The following is a 20740-nucleotide window of genomic DNA, read 5'->3' as shown; positions in this document are numbered from 1 at the left end:
CAGGTTGATGAGAGCGGTACAGAAGCAGTAGCAATAACAGACGTTCCACTTTTTACAGGGGGTGAGCCTGAATACATTATATTTAATCGCCCCTTTGTATTTGCAATTGTTAATAATGATACAAATTTGCCACTATTTATCGGAACAATGATGAATCCATCAATAGAATAACACTTCTTTTAATTAAGGCAGGGTAAAATAAAGACAAGAGAACCGTCCCCTTGTCTTTATTTTTTTCCTTGATTTTTTTGAGAATTTCTAGTATTATATACTTAAGGTCAGAGATAGTCAAAGTCAAATTTTATTATGAATAAATGTTATCATATTAAAGATTCATGGTAAGTTAAGTATTGAGGCAATAGAAAAAGGAGGGTAATTTATGGAGTATAAAGATTATTACAACGTTTTAGGCGTTGATAAAAATGCTACACAGGATGAAATAAAAAAAGCATATAGAAAGCTTGCAAAAAAATATCATCCGGATATAAATAAAGACAATAAGGAAGCTGAGAAAAAATTCAAAGAAGCAAATGAAGCATATGAAGTTTTAGGTGACGAAGAAAAAAGAAAGAAGTATGATACTTTTGGAAATCAGCATGATTTTCAAAATGGGTATGATTTTGACCCCTCCCAATATGGATTTGGGAACAATGTAAAATATGAATACAGGACAGGAAATGCAGACGAATACAGTGATTTCTTTAACATGTTTTTTGGAGGAGATGGCGGCTTTGATTTTAGTAGCTTTTTTGGAGGTGAATCAACTGGTAGAAGAAGCAGAAGCTACTCTCACAAAGGAGAAGATGTTGAAGCACAAATAGAAATTACAGTGGAAGAAGGATATGAGGGAGTTGAGAAACTAATATCTTTAAGAGGCAGAAGAGCAGAGAAAAAGCTTAATTTCAAAGTACCTAAAGGTGTAAAAGACGGTGAGAAGATACGGCTTAAAGGTCAGGGTGAGAAAGGTATAAATGGAGGTAAAAATGGAGACTTGATTCTGGTAGTAAAAATAAAACCAGAAGGAAGGTATACTTTAGAAGGAAATAATATAACAACCACATTAGATGTGTTCCCTTGGACAGCTGCACTAGGTGGTGAAATGCCTGTAAATACATTGGATGGCAGAATAAAAATAAAAATACCAGAAGGAATACAAACAGATAGTAAAATAAGGATAGGCAAAAAAGGTTATATTGATAAAAACGGCAAAAGAGGAGATTTGTATATAAAGGTTAGGATTGTTAATCCAAAAAGAATAACTTCTGAAATGAAAAAACTTTTTGAAGAATTTAATAAAATAACTAACAAAACTTAGCTTTGAGTGGAGGTGGAAAATATGAACTTAGAAAAATTTACGGAAAAAGCCCAAGAGGCAGTTAGAGCTTCCCAAGAGATAGCAGTAATGATGGGACATCAACAACTAGATGGAGAGCACATGCATTATGCCCTTGCAATTCAAGAAGATGGGATTATCCCAAAGCTTATAAGCTATATGGGGCATAATATAGAACTGTACGTAAAGGATTTAGAAAAAGAACTTGAAAGAATCCCAAGTGTACAGGGAAGTGGAGCTTCTAATATTTACGCAACAAGGAGATTCACTAAGGTTATGCTAAATGCTCAAAGTGAATCAAAGCGTTTTAAAGATGACTATACAAGTGTAGAACACATTTATATGGCACTTTTAAAAGAAAAGGATACTCCGTCACATAAACTTTTTAAAAGATATGGCATAACTTTAGAAAAGTTTATGTCTGCACTTAGTAAGGTTAGAAGCAATCAAAGGGTTACTTCTCAAAACCCAGAAGCTACTTACGATGCTTTAAAGAGGTTTGGACGTGATTTAGTGGAACTTGCAAGGGAAGGGAAGCTTGATCCGGTAATTGGAAGAGATGCTGAAATTAGAAGAGCTATAAGAATTTTATCTAGAAGGACAAAAAATAATCCTGTTTTAATCGGAGAACCAGGGGTGGGTAAGACTGCTGTTGTAGAAGGGCTCGCCCAGAGAATACTAAAAGGTGATGTTCCTGAGGGGTTAAAGGACAGGACGATATTTGCCCTTGATATGGGGGCGTTAATTGCAGGAGCAAAATATAGAGGGGAATTTGAAGAAAGGCTTAAAGCTGTTTTAAATGACATAAACAAATCAAAAGGCAGGACGATACTATTTATAGATGAACTTCATAATATTGTTGGTGCAGGAAAAGCAGAAGGAGCAATGGATGCAGGTAATATATTAAAACCAATGCTTGCAAGAGGAGAGTTAAGATGTATTGGAGCTACTACTTTAGATGAGTATAGAAAATATATTGAAAAAGATGCAGCACTTGAAAGAAGGTTCCAGCCAATTATGATTGATCAACCTACAGTGGAAGATACAATTTCAATATTAAGGGGACTTAAAGAACGCTTTGAAATTCACCATGGTGTGAGAATAACGGATAGTGCAATTATTGCCTGCTCTACGCTGTCAAACAGATATATAAGTGATAGATTTTTGCCAGATAAAGCTATAGACCTAATGGATGAGGCAGCGGCCATGATAAGGACAGAAATTGACAGTATGCCTACTGAGTTAGATGAGATAGCAAGGAAAATAATGCAGTTTGAAATTGAAAAACAGGCGTTGAAAAAAGAAGATGATGACGTTTCAAAAAACAGACTTTCAGCACTGGAAAAAGAGATTTCAATTGCAAAGGTTAAATATGACGAGATGAAGGCTCAGTGGGAGTTAGAAAAAGAAAATATAAAAAGAGAAAAGGATATAAAAGAGCAAATTGAAGAGGTTAAAAGGCAGATAGAAGAAGCTGAAAGGCTCTATGAACTTGATAAACTTGCAGTTTTAAAGCATGGGAAGCTTCCAGAACTTCAAAAGCAGCTAGAGGATGAGAAAAAACGTAAAGAGTCAAATAAAGGCGTTTTGTTAAAAGAAGAAGTAGGGGAAGAAGAAATTGCTCAAATTATTTCTAGGTGGACTGGTGTTCCTGTAACAAAGCTTGTTGAAAGCGAAAAAGATAAACTTTTAAATCTTGATGTAACATTGCACAAACGAGTTATAGGACAGGATGAGGCAGTGCAGGCTGTGACGGATTCTGTTATAAGAGCAAGGTCAGGACTAAAAGATCCAGAAAAACCAATAGGATCATTTATCTTTTTAGGACCTACTGGAGTGGGAAAAACAGAACTTGCAAAAGCTCTGTCCCATGCTCTTTTTGACAGTGATGACAATGTAGTTAGAATTGATATGTCTGAATATATGGAGAGGCATGCAGTTGCAAGGTTAATTGGGGCACCTCCTGGGTATGTTGGGTATGATGAGGGAGGACAGCTTACAGAGTCAGTGAGAAGAAAACCTTATTGTGTAATACTGTTTGATGAAATTGAAAAAGCTCACCCAGAAGTTTTTAATGTGCTGTTGCAGCTTTTAGATGATGGACGTCTTACTGACAGTCAGGGAAGGACAGTAGATTTTAAAAACACTGTTGTAATTATGACTTCAAACATTGGTAGTCAACATCTTTTAAGTGGAATTAAGGAAAATGGAGAATTAGATGAAGGCGTAAGAGAAGAAGTTATGGAAGGGTTAAATGCTCATTTTAAACCTGAGTTTTTAAATCGTATAGATGAGATTGTAACCTTTAAACCTTTAATAAAAGAAGAGATAGTAAAAATAATAGATCTTACATTAAAAGATCTTCAAAAAAGACTGGATGACAGACAGGTAAGCCTTACAGTATCAAGAGCAGCTAAGGAGTATATGGCAGAGAAGTCATATAATCCAGTTTTCGGAGCAAGACCTGTGAAAAGATATATACAAAAGTTTGTTGAAACAGAAATAGGAAAGATGATAATAAAAGGTGATGTAAGTGAAGGAAAAGATATAAAAATTGACTTAGCTGATAATGAGCTTAAAATAGTTGCATAAAAAAGCACTCATTAAGAGTGCTTTTTTATCCATTTCAATGGGATACTGATTTCAAAAACTGTTCCTTTGCCATCTTCAGTTTCAAAGTTTATATCACCATAAAAATAATCCTTTGTAAAAATATGAGATACAAATAGTCCTATTCCAATACCATTTTCATTTTCTCCATCAATAAAACATTTTTTAAAAATTTGATTTTTAATCTTTTCAGGAATACCACCGGCATAATCCTTTATAAGTATTAATAAATTATTGTTATTAGAAGAAATAGATAATTCAATTTTTCCACTTATGTCATTGTAAGCATAAATTGCATTTTGAACTATACTTGAGACAATAAAATTAAGTTTGTTGTAATCAGTTTCTAATTGGTCTTCAAAATCATTAGACACATCAAACTGGCAATTATTAGGGTTATCTAAAAATGAAAGCTCATCTACAATATCAGTCATGTTGAATACTTGGGTTGAATCCATTATCATATGAAGAGTTTGTTTTTTAAATGAATTAGAGATGTTGACAATGTTTTTACTCGACTCTCTGCCGCTAATCAATATATTCTCAATACATTCAAAAACGTCAATACAACTACTGGGAAAAGTTTTTTTGATTTTCACATTGTCTAGCAATTCATTTATGGCTTTAATGTCAGAGACAATTTTATTTGCAGGATTTTTAACTACGTTAACAAGACCGCGGGATATTTCGCCTAATGCTGCTAGTTTTTCACTACGAAGCAGTTTGCTTTGCTTTTCATTGTTTTCCTGTATCAAAGAAGCAATTCTCAAAGTGTTTATAATGTTACCTCTTAATAAATCGTAGCTTGTCACATCGTTGTTAACAACATGAAATACTATATAACCATATTGTTCATTATTAAAAAACAGTGGTTGTACAAGGTGTGTATATTGTGATTGTTTATTTATTAATTCTTTAGGTAGTATATTTAAAGTGTTAAAGTATTTTATGTCATCAGTTATTTCTAATCTCTTTTCATTGTCATAAGCATAAATTAATTCAGAAGTTTTAGAAAGGTTAATATTGTCACTGTGATTTATAATGGGACCATCAGAGTATTTAACAATATAGCAACTCTGTATTTCAAAGAGCTTTAACAAGCTAGAAACTTTTTCAAACAACTCATCAACAGTATTAGTTTGTAGTAATTCATGAATTTTATATTCAACATTTATATTTTCATTAGGATTAATTGATAAATTGTCTTGAAAAGAAGAATTAGAAGAACAGCCGCAGGAATTTCTTAATACTACTTTTGCGGGGAAATAAATGGTTTTTTCCAAAAATATATTTTCATTAACAATATAATTTAGAGCACTGTCTATTATTTCATCATAAGGCTGTCTGACTGTAGTTAAAGGGTAATTATATTTTTTAAGGATAGGTGAATCATCAAAGCCAGTAACGAAAAAACTGTTATCATGGTTTGAATTTAAATTTTTTAAAGCATTCATAACACCTGCAGCCATATTGTCATTTGCACATACCAACACATCCAAATCTACATTGTTTACCAATATATAATTTGCAATTTTATAGCCAGACTCGTATTCAAAATCCCCATTAAAAATCAAGTTTTTATCGACGGGGATATCATTTTCTTCAAGAACATTTAAATAGGTTTGAAAACGCTCATTTGCTTCACTGTTAGTTTCAGGTCCTCTTAAAAAGCCTATTTTTTGATAACTGTGGTCAGTTATCAAATGATTAACAAGGCTTTTGATACCTGCCTTACCGTCTATTAAAAGGTTTAAAGCGTTTGGAATGTCAATTCCAATAGAAACTAAAGGAATGTTAATGTTTTTTTTACAATAGTCAATAAATTTGTTTATACCTATATAATTTATTTGTGGACCTGATAAAATAATAAGTCCATCTAGGTGAGGGTTATCCATTAACTTATATATGAAGTTGTGTTGTCTTTCTGAAGAAAATTGAGTCTCACGCCCTAACCTTTTTCCTTTAAAGGCAATTAAATTACAATTCATTTTTTCGGCTTGTTCCTTTAATTTTAGCCAAATTGGTGCCTGATAGGATCCACTTATATCGTCAATCATGAATCCTATAGTTTTACGTTTACTCATTTCATCACGCTCCTTAGGAAATTTATAAATTATTTTTTCATATAAAAGTCATATCGTCATAAATTTAAAATTTATTTATAAACAAAAGGTATACATTTTAAAATTTAAATGAAAAATCATGCTAAAAGCTTGAAAAAATTGTTGATTAAAGTTACAATAGTAGCAAAATTAATTATTTAAGTGGTCTAAAATAAGATATTTAGGTGTCTAAATGTAAGCACCCTAAAATCTACTCTAAATTTCAGGGTATGAAGTTTGGTATCCGGATATAGAGTTAACATAAAAAGCAAGTATATATTGTATTATTTTAATTTTGGGGAGGTAGAAAATATGAAATTTATTAAAAAGCAAAGAATTATTGCTTTGCTAATTTTTTGTTGCATATTGGTTTCTTTATTACCAGTTAATTATGCAATGAAGAAGGGGAGTTTTCAGGATATTGAAGGTCATTGGTGTCAGTCTGTTATTGAGAAATTTCTTCAAAAAAATTGGGTAAAGGGTTATGATGATGAACTTTTTAGACCTGATGCATTAGTAACTAGAGCTGAATTTACTGCTATGATTATCAATGTACTTGATCAGATGAATGAGGATGCAGAGTGTGATTTTTTAGATGTTGACAGTGATAAATGGTATTATAATGCTATAGCCTCTGCTGTTTCTGAAAAATACATTGAAGGGTATCCAGATAAAACATTCAGACCTTATGATAAAATGAGTAGGCAGGAAGTAGCTGTTTTTTCACAGAGGCTTTTAAATGTAGAGCTTTTTGTAGGTAATCCTGTTATAACTTTTGAAGACGAAGACACATTTCCTGTGTGGTCAGAATACAGTATTAAAGCTTTAGCTTCTCATGATGTTGTTCAAGGATATGAAGATGGTACTTTTCGTCCATATCAGCATACAACAAGGGCAGAGGCTGTAAAAATGCTGGATGTTATTTTGGAAAAACTTGAAATTCTAGAACCAACACCAACTCCAGCACCAATTCAACCACCTCCAACACCAACACCAACATCAACATCACGATCAGCTCCACAACCAGCACAACGAAGAGTTTCTTCACCAACAGTAAGAATTCCTGAATTAGATTTTGAGATTGAAAAAGCAAAAAAACTTGACGTTGTATTTACCATGGGAAGAGCAGATGGCGAAAAAGTAGATATTTACAGCCGAAAAATTGATGATTTTACAAAAAAAGTTGAGAGAGCAGGTATTGATGCTAATATATCAACCATTAGTTCCCAGACATATACAACAAAAAACAAGTTTGATTGGGAAGAATATGATCATTATTATTTTGTGGATAGATTTACTAATCGTAACTGGCCAAATCCAATGCCGAAGCATATTTTATATGATGGAAGAGATATTCAAATGGTAGGATATACAGTTGATGCATTTAAAGATTTTCTTTTTGTCCCTGATACAAATGAAACTCAAAAAACTTTTACATTTGATTTACAAAGAGATTCTACAAATTGGCATAGCATGGAAGGTGGAGGATTTCTTTTTAACGCATCTATAGAAAATGATATACTCAGTGGGTATTGCTTATTGATTACTCAACAAGGGTTAAAACTTAATGAAATTCCTGGGGTTAACTTAACAATGTTTAGAGATGGACATTATAACTTAGTAGAGAATGCAGGAAGATTACTTGGAACATATGATATAGGGGATGTTTATGAGAATCATCACTGGAAGATAGTGGTTGATCCTGAAAGCATTACACTTTGGGATAATGGAGAACTTATTATTGACAATTATCACCTTCCAAATGACAGCTATGGTTCTGGCTTTGGACCAATTACAAGTCATAGAAGGCATGCGTGCTCACAGATGTCATACTTTACATTTAAAAATATTGAAATGTCAACAATTGTAGGTGAAAGTCTGACAAATGCACTTAATAATTTTGAATGGAGGGACAATTCAGAGAGAATTCTTGTAAATTTAAGTGATGAGCCTTTATATGAACTAAATTCAGATGAAAAAGTTGCAAACATTGCAGCCAAGCTGGTTGAAAAATCAGTAGACTTTTATACACTAGGAAACCAATCTAATGAGAGTCAGTACAAAGATGCCATAAGAGGTACTGGAGGTAAGGGGGTTTTTGTATTAAATGAGCAACTAGAAGAAGAGATGGATGTGTTTGCAAAATATGTTATAGACATATTTGAAGAAAATGACTATTCTATAGGCCAATATTTAGAAGCAGGTCAAAGAGTTGTGTATGTAAAATCGTGTACTGAAACAAAAAATGACCCGGACTATGATGTTTTGTGGAGATATGTACATGATTCTGAAGTTTATCAAAACAATCAAGGATTAATTGATTTTAATGACACATATATTGAACAGCCTGCAACTGTATTTAATAAATCTGGAGAATATGAAATAAATTTAAGTTGTCATTATAGTAATAAAAAGGACAAAAATCCTTTATATGAAAGCACTCAAAAAGTAACAGTACATAATAGACCTATGGCAGAGTTAGATATGAGAGTTTCTTTAAATGAAGAAGAAACCGAAGCAATTATTAGTGTATCTGAAAATGCATATGATTTAGATTATCTAGATCAGGAAAACAAGGGAATAGTGTCCAAAGAATACAAGTGGAAGAGTATAGATGAAGAAACATGGACATATGGAACTTTCCCAGAAAGACTTCCTCTTGGCAGCCACTATATATTTGTGCTTACAGCTAAAGACAAGGAGGGAGTGGTAAGCAGGCCAGCAGTTGCACTTGTGTCTACTGGACTTGCAGAAGACTATTATGAAGAACCAGTAGAGGAAGATACCACTCCTCCAACAGTGGGACTTTCATTGAGTAAGTCCACAGCGATAGTTGGAGATACTATTCGAATAACAGCTAATATGAGTGATAATGTAGAAATTGATAAAATAAGTGCAACGGTTGGCGGTGAGCCTATATACTTAGACTCTTTTGGTATCGCATTTTATGAGGCTAATGAAATAGGCACATTTGATGTTAAGGTAGAAGTATTTGATGTAGCTGGAAATTCAGCTCTATCAGAGACTAAATTAACAGTAAATGAAGATATGCCACCAGAGGTTACAGTTCAAGCTCCTGAAACTGTTGCTATAAATGAGACGGTTACTATAATAGTTAATGCAAAAGATGACGTAGGAGTTACAAAGATAGAAGCAGAGTTAGATGGAGAATCTGTGGAGCTTCATAGAGATAGGGAGTATACATTTGCTCCTGAAAGCTTAGGAGAAGTCGTTTTTAATGTAAAAGTATATGACCGTGCTAATAATTCTGATACTGAAAGTCATACAATAACAGTAACAGAAGATACTACGCCCCCAGAAGTAACAATAACAGCTCCAAATGAAGTATTAGAAAATGATACATATACAGTAAGGATAAATGCAGAGGACAATGTAGGAGTAGAAAAAGTAGAGGCAGAAGTAAATGGAGAATCTATTGAGTTTAGTATAAACAGAAACTTCTCATTGAAGGCAGAAGGATTAGAAGATATAGTTATTGTTGTAAGTGCTTACGATGCAGCAGGAAATGAAAGTACTGAAAGCCATACAATAACAGTAAAAGAAGATACCATTCCGCCAGAAGTAACAATAACAGCCCCAGAAACTGTTCTGCAAAACGAACAATTTATGATAAGGATAAATGCTACAGATAATGTAGGAGTGACAAAAGTAGAGACAGAAGTAAATGGAGAGTCTGTTGAACTTGACTCAAGAAACAGATATTATATGGCATCTGAGGATGTAGAAGAAGTTGTAGTAGAAGTAACAGTATATGATGAGGCAGGAAACAGTGCTTCGGCAAGTCATATAATTGAAGTAGAAGCTGATACAATACCACCAGAGATTGAGATAAGCTATACAGCAAATACTGTTGCAGTGGGAGAGCAATTTACATTGACAGTAAGTGCAGAGGATAATGTAGGAGTAGAAAAAGTAGAGGCAGAAATAAATGGAGAGGCTGTTGAACTTGACTCAAGAAATAGATATAGAAATACTCCAGAAGAAACAGGAATAATTCATTTTAAAGTATATGCTTACGATGCAGCAGGAAATGTTAACAGTGATGAAATTGAAATAACAGTAACAGAAGATGAGGCTAATTAATCTACTTAAAAATGCAATTAGCTATTAAAGAATTATAATGCTACTGAGAAATTATAAATTTTCCCAAATCACAGAATAATTAAGCAAACTAAAGAATTTGGTCTATTGTTAATAGGTCAAATTCTTTAGTTTTATATAATTTATAATATTTTCATAGCAAATATGACATACAGATGTCACATTTACAATGATACAATAAGATAAATTATATAATAGGAGGCATTTGTTATGAATTTTAAAATTGAGATTGAAAAAACACCTACTCAGCCTGTACTTTCTATAAAGAAAGTGACTTCAGTGGATAATTTGCCACAGGAATGTGGAAGAGCTTATCTGATGATTTTAGAAAGACTTAAAGAGCTAGGAGAAGAGCCAGCTGACGCACCCTTTGCAATTTATTATAATATGGATATGGAAAATTTGCAGGTAGAACTGGGTTTTCCTGTTTCAAAGGCACTACCTGAAAAGGGAGATATAAAGGCAAATGAGATTCCGGCTGGAAAAAAAGCAACCTGTATGCACAAAGGACCATATAAGGATTCTGAGGCTGTATACAATGCTATGACAAAGTGGATAGAAGAAAATGGATATGAACCTACAGGAGTGGTGTATGAAGTTTATTATAATTCTCCAATGGATGTACCTGAAAGCGAGCTTCTAACAAAAATTGTATTTTTACTCAAAGACTAATAGTGAACTCGTTTAGCTAAAGCTAAACATCGAAGCTTCAGGTGGAGTGTTAGAAAAAATATCAATAACTATTCTTTAGTTGCATTTTAAAGAATAGTTATTGATATTTTTGTATAAATTTAGTACAATGAAAAATATAGGTGACGAGTATTGAATGTCAAAATGCTTTTAAAAAAGGAGTATCTATGAAAATAAAAAAAATATTAACTTTTATTATTTTAAGTGTAATTATTGTCTTTGTTGGTGTATATGGTGTGACCAGAATCTTTAATTTTGATAATCAGGATTTAGGGAATGATGAGTTGTCAAATACTTTAACAGATGACACTTCTGAAAGCTATGAAGATAAAGAAAAAGAAAATGAAGAGGTTTTTGAAATAGTAAATGTTCAAGGTGGAAAAATTTCTGAGCGCTTTTTGCCTCCAGAGGGATTTGAGAGAGTTTCTGTAGAAGAGGGGACTTTTGAAGAATATTTAAGAACTTTGCCTTTAAAACCTCATGGTTCTCCTGTATTATTTTATGATGGAAGAGAAAAACCAAGAAATGTACATGAAGCTGTTATAGATATGGATATAGGAGATAGAAATCTTCAACAGTGTGCAGATGCAGTCAGACGATTGCGTGCAGAGTATCTTTATGCAAAAGGACACTATGACAGAATTCAATCTACTTATGTCAATGGATTTATTGCAGATTATGCCACATGGATGGAAGGGAATAGAATTGTAGTTGAGGGAAATAATGCATATTGGGTACACAGAGCAGAGTATTCAAACGAATACGAAAGCTTTAGGAAATATCTTGAGATGGTGTTTTCATATGCAAATACTGTAACTTTGGAACAGGAACTTAAAAGTATAGATGTTGAAGATATGCAGATAGGTGATGTATTTATGAAAGGGCCTTTGCCCGGTCACTGTGTAATTGTTGTGGATATGGCTAAAAATATTGAGACTGGCGAAAAGCTTTTTATGATAGCTCAAAGTTACATGCCAGCACAGGATATACACGTATTAAAAAACAATACAGATGACTCTATAAGTCCTTGGTATAGTATAAATTTTGGCGAAGTTCTTTCAACTCCTGAATGGACATTTTATGATGATCAACTCATGAGATTTGATGATTGATTATTCATCTCCATAAAGCCATTCATAAACATAATAAGAATCTTTAACTTTTGTTATATATTGTTGGGTCTCAAAAAATGTAATTGCTGTTGGAAAGTCTTCTTTTGTAGTTCCAAGAGTACTTTCGGCCCAACTATATACATTGCCTGGTCCTCCATTATAGGCTGCTAAGGCTTTATCTACATCTTCTGAAAACATATCCAGCATAGAACGAATATAAAATGTACCAAACTCTATATTTATTTCTGGATTTTTGAGGTCACTGTCTTCAATTGTCATATCTAATGTAGAAGCTATATCCTGACCAGTAGCTGGCATAATTTGCATAAGTCCTATGGCACCAGCCCAAGAAGTAACATCAGGTCTATAATAGCTTTCTTCTCTCATAACAGCCCAGATTAAATTGGGTTCAACATTATATTTTTCAGATGATTTTTTCACATGCTCTTCAAATGGACGAGGGTGTGCAAGTTGATAACCGTGTCTATTAGGCTTGTCTGTTAAAGAACGAAGTCCCCAAACTACAGACCAGTAAATGTCATCTTTTTCAAGATACCAATCTCCAAGGGCAAGCTTTTCTTCTACACTAGCATGATTGCTTCCAATTGACAGTTCAATTTCAGATATATTTTCAAGTCCATTTTCTTCATATAGTTCAACCATTTCAAGAAATTCAGGCTTTTCATAGTTGATTTCTACAATGTCATCCCAAGAATAATCCTCTTGGATTCTTTTTGCCCAAGACGGGTGTTCTGATAATATTTCCAACAAACCATCAGTGTTTTTTCCCAGTCTTTCAGAGAGTATATAAGCCCTGTAGGCTGCATCGTCTTGGTAGGAACTTTCAAACTCGGTTATTTCAATATAGATTTCTAATGCACTTTCTACCATGCCTCTTTGTTCTTTCATGCGTGCAGCCCTCCATAGGGAAACGGCTTCATTGCTACTACGAAAAGCTTCTAGAGCAGAATCAGTTGCATTTTCACCTTCAAGAAGAAGTCCTAAACGATAGGCTCCTTTTGAACCTGTAGAGGAATATATTTCTTTTGCCTCTTCTATTTGTTCGGTGAGTTCTAAAGCTCTTCCATACCACCATCCTACCTCATTATCATCTGCATTGGATGCATAAAGAGTTTCCAATATTGGTATGGCTTTTGTATATTCTTGTTGCTCAAAAAGTGCTCTGGCATAATATTTTATCATGTCAGAATCGATTTCCATTCTGTTTTCAGTGAAATTTTCGAGAGTTTCCCAGCTGTTTGTATCTATTAATGCTTCACATATTACTTTATAATCTGCTTCTAAACTAGTTAGTGCTTCTAAGGCTCTTTCTTGTGGAAGTATTTTTAAATATTCATCTATAGCTTCTTGCTCCTTGTCATTTCTTTCTAAAAATGATGCAAAATCAAATCGTACATCATTTGTTGGATATAATTTTAAAGCGGTTTCATAAAATTTTATGGCATCTTTATTTTTTATATCATGACTTCTGGCTAAAATAGTGTTTGCATAATAGCCTATTACATTTTGATTTTCTGATAATTTTAAAAGAAACTCATCTCGCACTTGTTCTCTGCCACTTTGAACGTCCAGTAAAAGTTTTATTATATCAAGTGAATTGTCAGGTTCATATGTGCCATTTTCAGCAACCAAATCATCCAGCTCAGTATTGTATCTCTGGGTATTGTGTTTATTAGTATAATAGTAATAGAATGCCCCACTAAAAATAGTTAATATTACTAAAGCACCTATTAGTAATTTAATTTTCATAAAATTATTATTCCTTTCATAAGTTTTAACAGATTTTATAATTACAAAAGCAAAAAATGTCGTTTATGAAATATTACCTAAAAACAGCATTATACATTGCCATATAAAAATAAATACATAAGATATACTAACACATTTTATTCATAAATGGGAGTATAAAAGACAAAAAATTTGTAGAATTAAAAAATTGCCACAAATATTTTAATATTTGTGGCAAAGTTTTAAGTACTCAAATGTTTTAGGTATTGATTTTATTCATGTGCAAAACTTCCACATCCTCCAATGCCTCCAAGTCCCATTAGAGGTAAAAGAATGATGATAATCAAAATAATAAATAAGATGCCGAAAGGTCCTGCAAAAAGTCCTCCTGTACCTGCTGCTGCTACTGCTCCAGGTGCTACTCTTTCATCATATGACATATTGTGTACTCCTTTCAATATAAAATTGATTTGTTTGAATTCACAATATATACTATTCCAGTGGAGTTATAAGTGTTACAAAATATTTATTTTATACTAAGACTCCACCTGAAGCCTCTATGTTTAGCTTTAGATAAACGAGTTCACTTCATATTTTAAAACGTTATAGTGTATGAACTCCTGTAATTAAGGGGGTGGACGTTATTTATTATATACACCCTGATTAAGGTCAATTCTTGCTAATTTAAGCAAAATATAATAAAATATAAGTATACTTAAAAATGTAGCTATCTTTTTACCAATCTTTTTTGTTTAGTATAAGTTATTTATCCTGATTACACCTTTGTTTATTTGAAAATGTATATTTTTTATAATTTTACAATAAGAGGAGTGTGTTATTTTATGAACAATCCTATAACAGCTGTGTGGGAGATAACAATGGGCTGTAACATGAGATGCAAGCATTGTGGTTCAAGTTGTGAGAATGCTTTGGAAGGTGAACTTACCACAAAAGAAGCTTTAAATCTTTGCGGTGATTTAGGCAAGCTGGGTTTTAAATGGATAACTTTATCGGGAGGGGAACCAACTACCAGAAAGGATTGGCATTTAATTGCCAAAGAATTAAATAAAAACGGCATAATTCCTAATATTATTACTAATGGATGGCTTATAAATGAAGAAATAGCAGATATGGCTGTAGAAGCTGGAATTAATACAATTGCTATAAGTGTAGATGGACTCTTAGAAACTCATGATTATATTCGAAAAAAAGGTTCTTTTAAAAGAATAATGAATGCTTTTGATATCTTAAAAAACAAGAAAATTAGCTATTCAGCAATTACCACCATAAATAATATCAATTTAAAAGAGCTTCCTGTTCTTAGAGATATTCTAATTGAAAAAGGTGTAAAGGGCTGGCAATTGCAGCTTGCACTTCCTATGGGGAATATGGCAAAAATAAGTGATTTAGTGGCAGCTCCTCATCATGTTGATGAAATTATAGATTTTTCATACAAAACAGTTAAAGAGGGCAGCAAAATAAATATTCAGCTTGCAGACTGTATTGGATACTATAATGCAAAAGAGATGGAAGTTAGGAAGAAAAGCCTTGGACATGAATACTCATGGACTGGATGTGGAGCAGGAAAGTATAATCTTGGAATTTTACATAATGGTGATATTTTAGGGTGTACCTCTGTCCGTGATAGAAAATTTATAGAGGGAAATATTAGAAAAAGAAGTGTTGTTGATATATGGAATGATCCAGAAAGTTTTACTTGGAACAGAAATCTTACTAAAAATAAGTTGGATGGAGTTTGTAAAAAGTGTGTTTTTGGAAATCAATGTCTTGGTGGATGTGCTAATACCCGACTTACTATGAATAAAGATGTGTTTTCTGAAAACCAATACTGTTCATACAATGTTGCTGTGACAAAAGCCAAAAGGCAATTAGAAAAAATAGATGATTTTGATACTTTGATTGAAAAGGCAAAAAAGTTTTGTGAAAATGACAACTTTCAGCTTGCACAAATAGTTCTTTCAAAGGCAATAGAAAAAGAACCGGATGATTTGGAGTTGTTAAAATTTTATGGTTTTATAAGCTTTATGCTTGAAAATTATGAAGATGCTAAAACTGTCAATGGAAAAGTATTAAAAAAAGCACCTGATGATGCATATGCAAATAAAGGAATGGGGCTTTCTCTATGGAAATTAAAGGATGTAGAAGAGGGGATAAAGTTTCTCGAAAGAGCCATAAGTTTGTCAGATGAAAATTTTACAGATCCTTATTTTGATTTAGCTGTACTTTTAAGTCAAAACAATAGAAAAGAAGAAGCATTAAAAGTTCTTAATGAAGGAAGAAAGAAATATAAGAGCTTTGTTGAAAAGAGTGATGATTTTTACAATTATTTAATAAACAATGTATCTTAGGGGAAGATGAAAATGCTAAAAAAAAGATATGTATGCATTCAGCAGCATGACATTACTGATTGTGGTGCTGCTTGCTTAGCAAGTATCTCTAAATATTATGGACTTAACATTTCAATAACTAAAATTCGTGAAATGGCAGGAACTGATACCGAAGGTACAAACGCCTATGGACTGATTAAAGCTGCAAAAAACTTAGGTTTTGAAGCAAAAGGTTTTAAATGCGAGATGAAAGATATTTCACAGGATTTAAAATTTCCTGCTATTGCACATATTATTGATGACAATACACTATTGCATTTTGTCATAATATACAATATAAAAAAAGATTATATTGTTATTGGCGATCCTGCAAAGGGTATTGTAAAGTACACTTTTGATGAGTTTGAATATTGTTGGACTGGAGGTTTGATTTTATTAGAGCCGGGTCAGTTCTTTGAGAAGGGCAATTACTCAAAAGGAATGTTAAAAAGTTTTCTTTACCTTATTAAACCATTAAAACTTACCATGATGATAATATTTATTGCATCTTTAGTTTATACTGGACTTGGACTTTTAAGTGCGTTCTACATTAAATACATTTTTGATTATGTTCTAGAATCAGAAAATCTTAATAATTTACATATGGTTTCTTTTGGATTTTGTGCTATTTTGTTAATACAAATTTTTATGAGCTATTATAGAAGTTTTTTGCTTGCAAAATTAAGCATAAAAATTGATAAAACACTTATGATGGATTACTACTCACATGTACTCAAGTTGCCAATGAATTTTTTTAGCTCAAGAAAAACAGGTGAAATAATTTCAAGATTTCTTGATGCTTCAAAAATAAGAGAGGCTGTTTCAGGTGTAACACTTACAATTATGATTGACACAATTATGGTTATTGCAGGAGGAATTTTATTATACAATCAAAACGCTTTCTTGTTTTTTGTAGCGGTTATCATAGCTATCTTCTACGGTATAATTGTGGTTTGCTTTAACAGACCAATAAAGAAAATCAACAGAACAATAATGGAAAATAATGCTCAGCTTACATCAACTGTTGTAGAGTCTATAAAGGGAATTGAAGCAATAAAAGCTTATACAGCCGAGCACAAAACCATAAAAAAAACAAAAAATAAAATGGACAAGTATATGGCAAGTACTTTTAAAGGCAGTAAAATTATGATAAATCTATCCTCTTTAACCGGCATTGTTGCAGGAATAGGAGGAATATTGATATTGTGGATAGGAGCTTATAAAATTATTAACGGTGAAATGAGCTCTGGAGATCTTCTAGCTTTTAATGCCCTTTTAGTATACTTTCTTTCTCCAATAAGAAGTCTTATTGATCTTCAACCACTTATACAAACTGCGATAGTGGCGTCAAACAGGTTAGGTGAAATATTAGAGTTGGAGAAGGAAAAAAGCTACAACAATGATAGAACAACTCAAGTTGATTCTTTAGATGGGGATATTGAATTTAAAAATATTGATTTTCGTTATGGTACGAGAAAATTGGCAGTAAAAAATATAAATCTTTTTATACCAAAAGGTCAAAAAGTAGCATTAGTAGGTGAGAGTGGTTCAGGTAAAACCACCCTAGCAAAACTTTTAATGAATTTTTATACGCCTGAAAAGGGGGAAGTTTTAATATCAGCCAAAAACATAAAAGATATTTCACTACAGGTTTTAAGAAGAAAAATTGCTTTTATCTCACAGGATGTATTTATATTTAGTGGTACTGTAAAAGAAAACATTTGTCTTGGGATTGATGATATAGAGTTGGAAAAAGTAATTGAAGCGTCAAAAAGAGCTAAAGCTCATGAATTTATTGAAGAATTACCTTTAGGGTATGACAACTTACTTCAAGAAAATGGAGTTAATCTGTCAGAAGGTCAAAAACAGAGAATTGCAATAGCAAGGGCATTAATTACAAGGCCGGATATAATAATTATGGATGAGGCAACAAGTAATCTTGATACAGTGACAGAAAATGAAATTAAAAAGACATTATATACGATAAGCAAAGGGATTACTGTAATTGTTATAGCTCATAGACTAAGTACAGTTGTAAATTGCAATAAAATACATGTAATGAAAAATGGGGAAATCATTGAAAGTGGAAATCATAATGAGTTAATAAACTCAAAAGGATACTATCACAATATGTGGGCTCAATATGAAGGGCATGTCTTTTAAATAAAAATAATGTTAAGGGCAGTATTTTACAAAAAGCCATATATAATAGAAAAGTGTTTTTTGTGAATTATGTAATAAACTAATTACATAATAGAGGGGGTGAAAATATGTCAAAGAAGAAAAAGCTAAATGTCGGTGTGGAGATGACAGATGAACAACTTATGGAAATGACCGGGGGTAAACAATTTCGCAATAGAAGTCAAAAATGTGGTTTTCGCAGACCTGTAATTACTCCTAAGTATGGAATAGTTGCTCCAGAATATGGTGTAGCACCGATGTATGGAGTTCCACCTGAAGATGTTTTAAAGCCTATTGAAGAACCTGAAGAAATGATACCATTGTACGGAATTATGCCAGATTTTGATTAATATTAACTAAATTTATTTTATTCTTAGACTCCACCTTCTACAAGGTGGAGTTGCTCTTATAAATCTTCAGGTGGAGCCTCGATGTTTAGCTTTAGCTAAACGAGTTCACTTTAGATAAAAGCTGAAGGGGACAACTTGTCCCTCTTTTTTTGTGCTAAAAAAAATAATTGAATCAGCAAATTTTCTTGACCTAGGCAAAAAAACAAAGTATAATATGAATATATAATCATATATTCATATTTAAAAGGAGGACAAAAGATGACTGATAAAACAAAAGAATTTGATAAGTGTGATTGTAATGTTATACATGAAGATATAGTTAATAAAGTTAAAAAAACTATGCCAAAAGAAGAAAATTTATATGATTTAGCAGATTTTTTTAAGGTTTTTGGAGATAGTACAAGGATAAAAATACTATGTGCGTTGATTAGGTGCGAAATGTGCGTATGTGATATTGCCTTTCTTTTAAATATGACACATTCATCTATATCTCATCAGCTCAGGATTTTAAAGCAATCTAGGTTGGTTAAATATAGAAGAGCAGGAAAAGTTGTTTATTACTCAATAGATGATGAACATATAAAGCAGATTTTTGATACTGGACTTTTGCATGTAACTGAAAAGTGAGGGGTTTTATATGAAAAAAGAATTGTTTTTAGAGGGGTTGAATTGTGCTGATTGTGCATTTAAAATTGAAGAACAGATTAAAAAAATTTCAGGTATTAAATATGTTTCAATAAATTTTGTAACTAAAAAACTAGTTTTGGAGTTTGATAAAAGTTATCAATATAAAGAAATTAAGGACAAAATAAAAAAAGTTGCAACAAGTATTGAGACTGGGATAAAAGTTGTAGAAGAAAAAGATAAAAAAGAATTAAAGTTGGATAAAATAAGGATTGCAAGGCTTATAATAGGAGCTTTGTTTTTTTTTACAGCATTAATATTCAATTTTCAATACTGGTTAAACTTTGGAATATATTTAATAAGTTATATTTTAATTGGCGGAGATGTTGTTTTAAAATCAATTAAAAATCTTTCAAAAGGTAAAATATTTGATGAAAATTTTCTTATGACAATTGCAACAATAGGTGCTTTTGCAATTAGAGAATATCCTGAAGCTGTTGCTGTTATGCTCTTTTATCAGGTAGGTGAACTTTTTCAGGACATTGCAGTTAATCGTTCAAGAAAGTCAATTACTCAACTTATGGATATAAGACCAGATTATGCTAATCTTGTCTTAGAAAAGACAACTAAAAAAGTATCTCCTAAAGAAGTAAAAAAGGGAGATATAATATTAATTAAGCCTGGTGAAAGAGTTCCTTTAGATGGAGAAATAGTTGATGGAAAATCAGTAGTAGATACTTCTGCACTTACAGGTGAGTCTGCACCTAAAATGGTTAAAAAAGGAGCTGGCATTCTTTCAGGTTTTATAAATAAAAGTGGTATTTTAAGAGTTAAAGTTACAAAAAAATTTGAAGAGTCCACAGTTTCTAAGATACTAAATCTTGTGGAAAATGCAGCAGGAAGGAAAGCCTCTACAGAAAAATTCATAACAAAGTTTGCAAGATACTATACACCAGCAGTTGTGGGTATATCCGCTGTATTAGCAATAATACCTCCTCTTATTATTCAAGAAGCTACATTTTCACAGTGGTTGTATAGAAGTCTGGTGTTTTTAGTGATTTCATGTCCGTGTGCCCTTGTTATTTCCATACCCCTAGGCTTTTTTGGAGGTATAGGAAGTGGGTCTAAAAATGGTATTTTGATAAAGGGAGGAAACTATTTAGAAGCCTTAAACAATGTTGATACCATTGTATTTGATAAAACAGGTACACTTACAAAGGGAGTTTTTAAAGTTGTAGGAATATATCCTAAAAATAGCTTTAGTAAAGATGCTTTATTAGAATATGCAGCTTTGGCAGAAGAATACTCAACTCACCCAATAGCAGAATCGATAAAAAAGGCCTACGGAGAAAAAATAGATAAAAATCGAATTGACAGCTATGAAGAAATTTCAGGTATGGGGATAAAAGCAAAAGTAAAAGATTCTAATATATATGCAGGCAATACAAAGCTTATGAATTCCCTTAATGTTAAATACGAG

The 20740-nt window shown here is 32.3% G+C and carries 14 protein-coding genes; 11 read left to right on the top strand and 3 right to left on the bottom strand.

The genetic code is table 11. The annotated features are described in order from the left end of the window. From RBH29_RS17890 to clpB, 3 genes are all read left to right on the top strand, one after another. A partial coding sequence (locus RBH29_RS17890; protein ID WP_373463347.1) for a serpin family protein occupies positions 1-171 on the top strand: 171 nt, incomplete at its 5' end. A gap of 208 nt (positions 172-379) precedes the next feature. Beyond that, positions 380-1315: a DnaJ C-terminal domain-containing protein gene (locus RBH29_RS15405; RefSeq protein ID WP_306697846.1), complete on the top strand. Its 936-nt coding sequence runs from the start codon at positions 380-382 to the stop codon at positions 1313-1315. Positions 1316-1336: 21 nt separating this feature from the next. After that, entirely contained in the window at positions 1337-3925 is a 2589-nt protein-coding gene (gene clpB, locus RBH29_RS15400; RefSeq protein ID WP_306697845.1) for an ATP-dependent chaperone ClpB, read from the top strand. 11 nt (positions 3926-3936) lie between these two features. Here clpB and RBH29_RS15395 read toward each other — a convergent pair whose 3' ends face one another. Next, positions 3937-6027, bottom strand: coding sequence for an ATP-binding protein (locus RBH29_RS15395; protein WP_306697844.1), 2091 nt, complete (start codon positions 6025-6027; stop codon positions 3937-3939). 330 nt (positions 6028-6357) lie between these two features. On the opposite strand from RBH29_RS15395, the gene RBH29_RS15390 reads away from it, so the two are divergent. The 3 genes from RBH29_RS15390 (at position 6358) to RBH29_RS15380 (ending at position 11969) form a co-directional block, all read left to right on the top strand. After that, complete coding sequence (locus RBH29_RS15390) at positions 6358-10149, top strand: Ig-like domain-containing protein (protein WP_306697843.1); 3792 nt, start codon at positions 6358-6360, stop codon at positions 10147-10149. A 228-nt stretch (positions 10150-10377) separates the two neighbouring features. Then, positions 10378-10839 carry a GyrI-like domain-containing protein gene (locus tag RBH29_RS15385; protein WP_306697842.1) on the top strand — a complete coding sequence of 154 codons (462 nt, stop codon included), beginning with the start codon at positions 10378-10380 and terminating at the stop codon, positions 10837-10839. Positions 10840-11024: 185 nt separating this feature from the next. Beyond that, the gene (locus RBH29_RS15380) at positions 11025-11969 is read left to right on the top strand and encodes a DUF4846 domain-containing protein (protein ID WP_306697840.1); all 945 of its coding nucleotides are present in this window, start codon (positions 11025-11027) and stop codon (positions 11967-11969) included. Here RBH29_RS15380 and RBH29_RS15375 read toward each other — a convergent pair whose 3' ends face one another. Both RBH29_RS15375 and RBH29_RS15370 read right to left on the bottom strand, forming a co-directional pair. Beyond that, positions 11970-13739, bottom strand: coding sequence for a lytic transglycosylase domain-containing protein (locus tag RBH29_RS15375; protein WP_306697839.1), 1770 nt, complete (start codon positions 13737-13739; stop codon positions 11970-11972). A 251-nt stretch (positions 13740-13990) separates the two neighbouring features. Continuing rightward, the gene (locus tag RBH29_RS15370) at positions 13991-14158 is read right to left on the bottom strand and encodes a hypothetical protein (protein WP_306697837.1); all 168 of its coding nucleotides are present in this window, start codon (positions 14156-14158) and stop codon (positions 13991-13993) included. Between the two features lie 402 nt (positions 14159-14560). Here RBH29_RS15370 and RBH29_RS15365 point away from each other — a divergent pair, with 402 nt between their 5' ends. From RBH29_RS15365 to RBH29_RS15345, 5 genes are all read left to right on the top strand, one after another. Further along, entirely contained in the window at positions 14561-16087 is a 1527-nt protein-coding gene (locus tag RBH29_RS15365) for a radical SAM/SPASM domain-containing protein (protein WP_306697836.1), read from the top strand. A gap of 12 nt (positions 16088-16099) precedes the next feature. Next, positions 16100-18268 (top strand): peptidase domain-containing ABC transporter, encoded by a 2169-nt coding sequence (locus tag RBH29_RS15360; protein ID WP_306697835.1) that lies wholly within the window; start codon positions 16100-16102, stop codon positions 18266-18268. Positions 18269-18375: 107 nt separating this feature from the next. Further along, positions 18376-18636, top strand: a complete 261-nt coding sequence (locus tag RBH29_RS15355) for a hypothetical protein (RefSeq protein WP_306697834.1) — start codon at positions 18376-18378, stop codon at positions 18634-18636. Between the two features lie 258 nt (positions 18637-18894). Beyond that, entirely contained in the window at positions 18895-19263 is a 369-nt protein-coding gene (locus RBH29_RS15350) for an ArsR/SmtB family transcription factor (protein WP_306697832.1), read from the top strand. A gap of 10 nt (positions 19264-19273) precedes the next feature. Continuing rightward, a partial coding sequence (locus tag RBH29_RS15345; RefSeq protein WP_306697831.1) for a heavy metal translocating P-type ATPase occupies positions 19274-20740 on the top strand: 1467 nt, incomplete at its 3' end.

The organism is Herbivorax alkaliphila (assembly GCF_030848475.1).
Taxonomy (GTDB): Bacteria; Bacillota; Clostridia; order Acetivibrionales; family Acetivibrionaceae; genus Herbivorax.
This window is presented reverse-complemented; position numbering and strand designations above follow the sequence as displayed.

What these genes read in the sequence shown, in the direction of transcription:
- RBH29_RS15395 (WP_306697844.1), bottom strand. Translation starts at nt 6,027, where the DNA reads ATGAGTAAACGTAAAACTATAGGATTCATGATTGACGATATAAGTGGA.
- RBH29_RS15370 (WP_306697837.1), bottom strand. Translation starts at nt 14,158, where the DNA reads ATGTCATATGATGAAAGAGTAGCACCTGGAGCAGTAGCAGCAGCAGGT.
- RBH29_RS15360 (WP_306697835.1), top strand. Translation starts at nt 16,100, where the DNA reads ATGCTAAAAAAAAGATATGTATGCATTCAGCAGCATGACATTACTGAT.
- RBH29_RS15385 (WP_306697842.1), top strand. Translation starts at nt 10,378, where the DNA reads ATGAATTTTAAAATTGAGATTGAAAAAACACCTACTCAGCCTGTACTT.
- RBH29_RS15390 (WP_306697843.1), top strand. Translation starts at nt 6,358, where the DNA reads ATGAAATTTATTAAAAAGCAAAGAATTATTGCTTTGCTAATTTTTTGT.
- RBH29_RS15365 (WP_306697836.1), top strand. Translation starts at nt 14,561, where the DNA reads ATGAACAATCCTATAACAGCTGTGTGGGAGATAACAATGGGCTGTAAC.
- RBH29_RS15350 (WP_306697832.1), top strand. Translation starts at nt 18,895, where the DNA reads ATGACTGATAAAACAAAAGAATTTGATAAGTGTGATTGTAATGTTATA.
- RBH29_RS15355 (WP_306697834.1), top strand. Translation starts at nt 18,376, where the DNA reads ATGTCAAAGAAGAAAAAGCTAAATGTCGGTGTGGAGATGACAGATGAA.
- RBH29_RS15380 (WP_306697840.1), top strand. Translation starts at nt 11,025, where the DNA reads ATGAAAATAAAAAAAATATTAACTTTTATTATTTTAAGTGTAATTATT.
- RBH29_RS15375 (WP_306697839.1), bottom strand. Translation starts at nt 13,739, where the DNA reads ATGAAAATTAAATTACTAATAGGTGCTTTAGTAATATTAACTATTTTT.
- clpB (WP_306697845.1), top strand. Translation starts at nt 1,337, where the DNA reads ATGAACTTAGAAAAATTTACGGAAAAAGCCCAAGAGGCAGTTAGAGCT.
- RBH29_RS15405 (WP_306697846.1), top strand. Translation starts at nt 380, where the DNA reads ATGGAGTATAAAGATTATTACAACGTTTTAGGCGTTGATAAAAATGCT.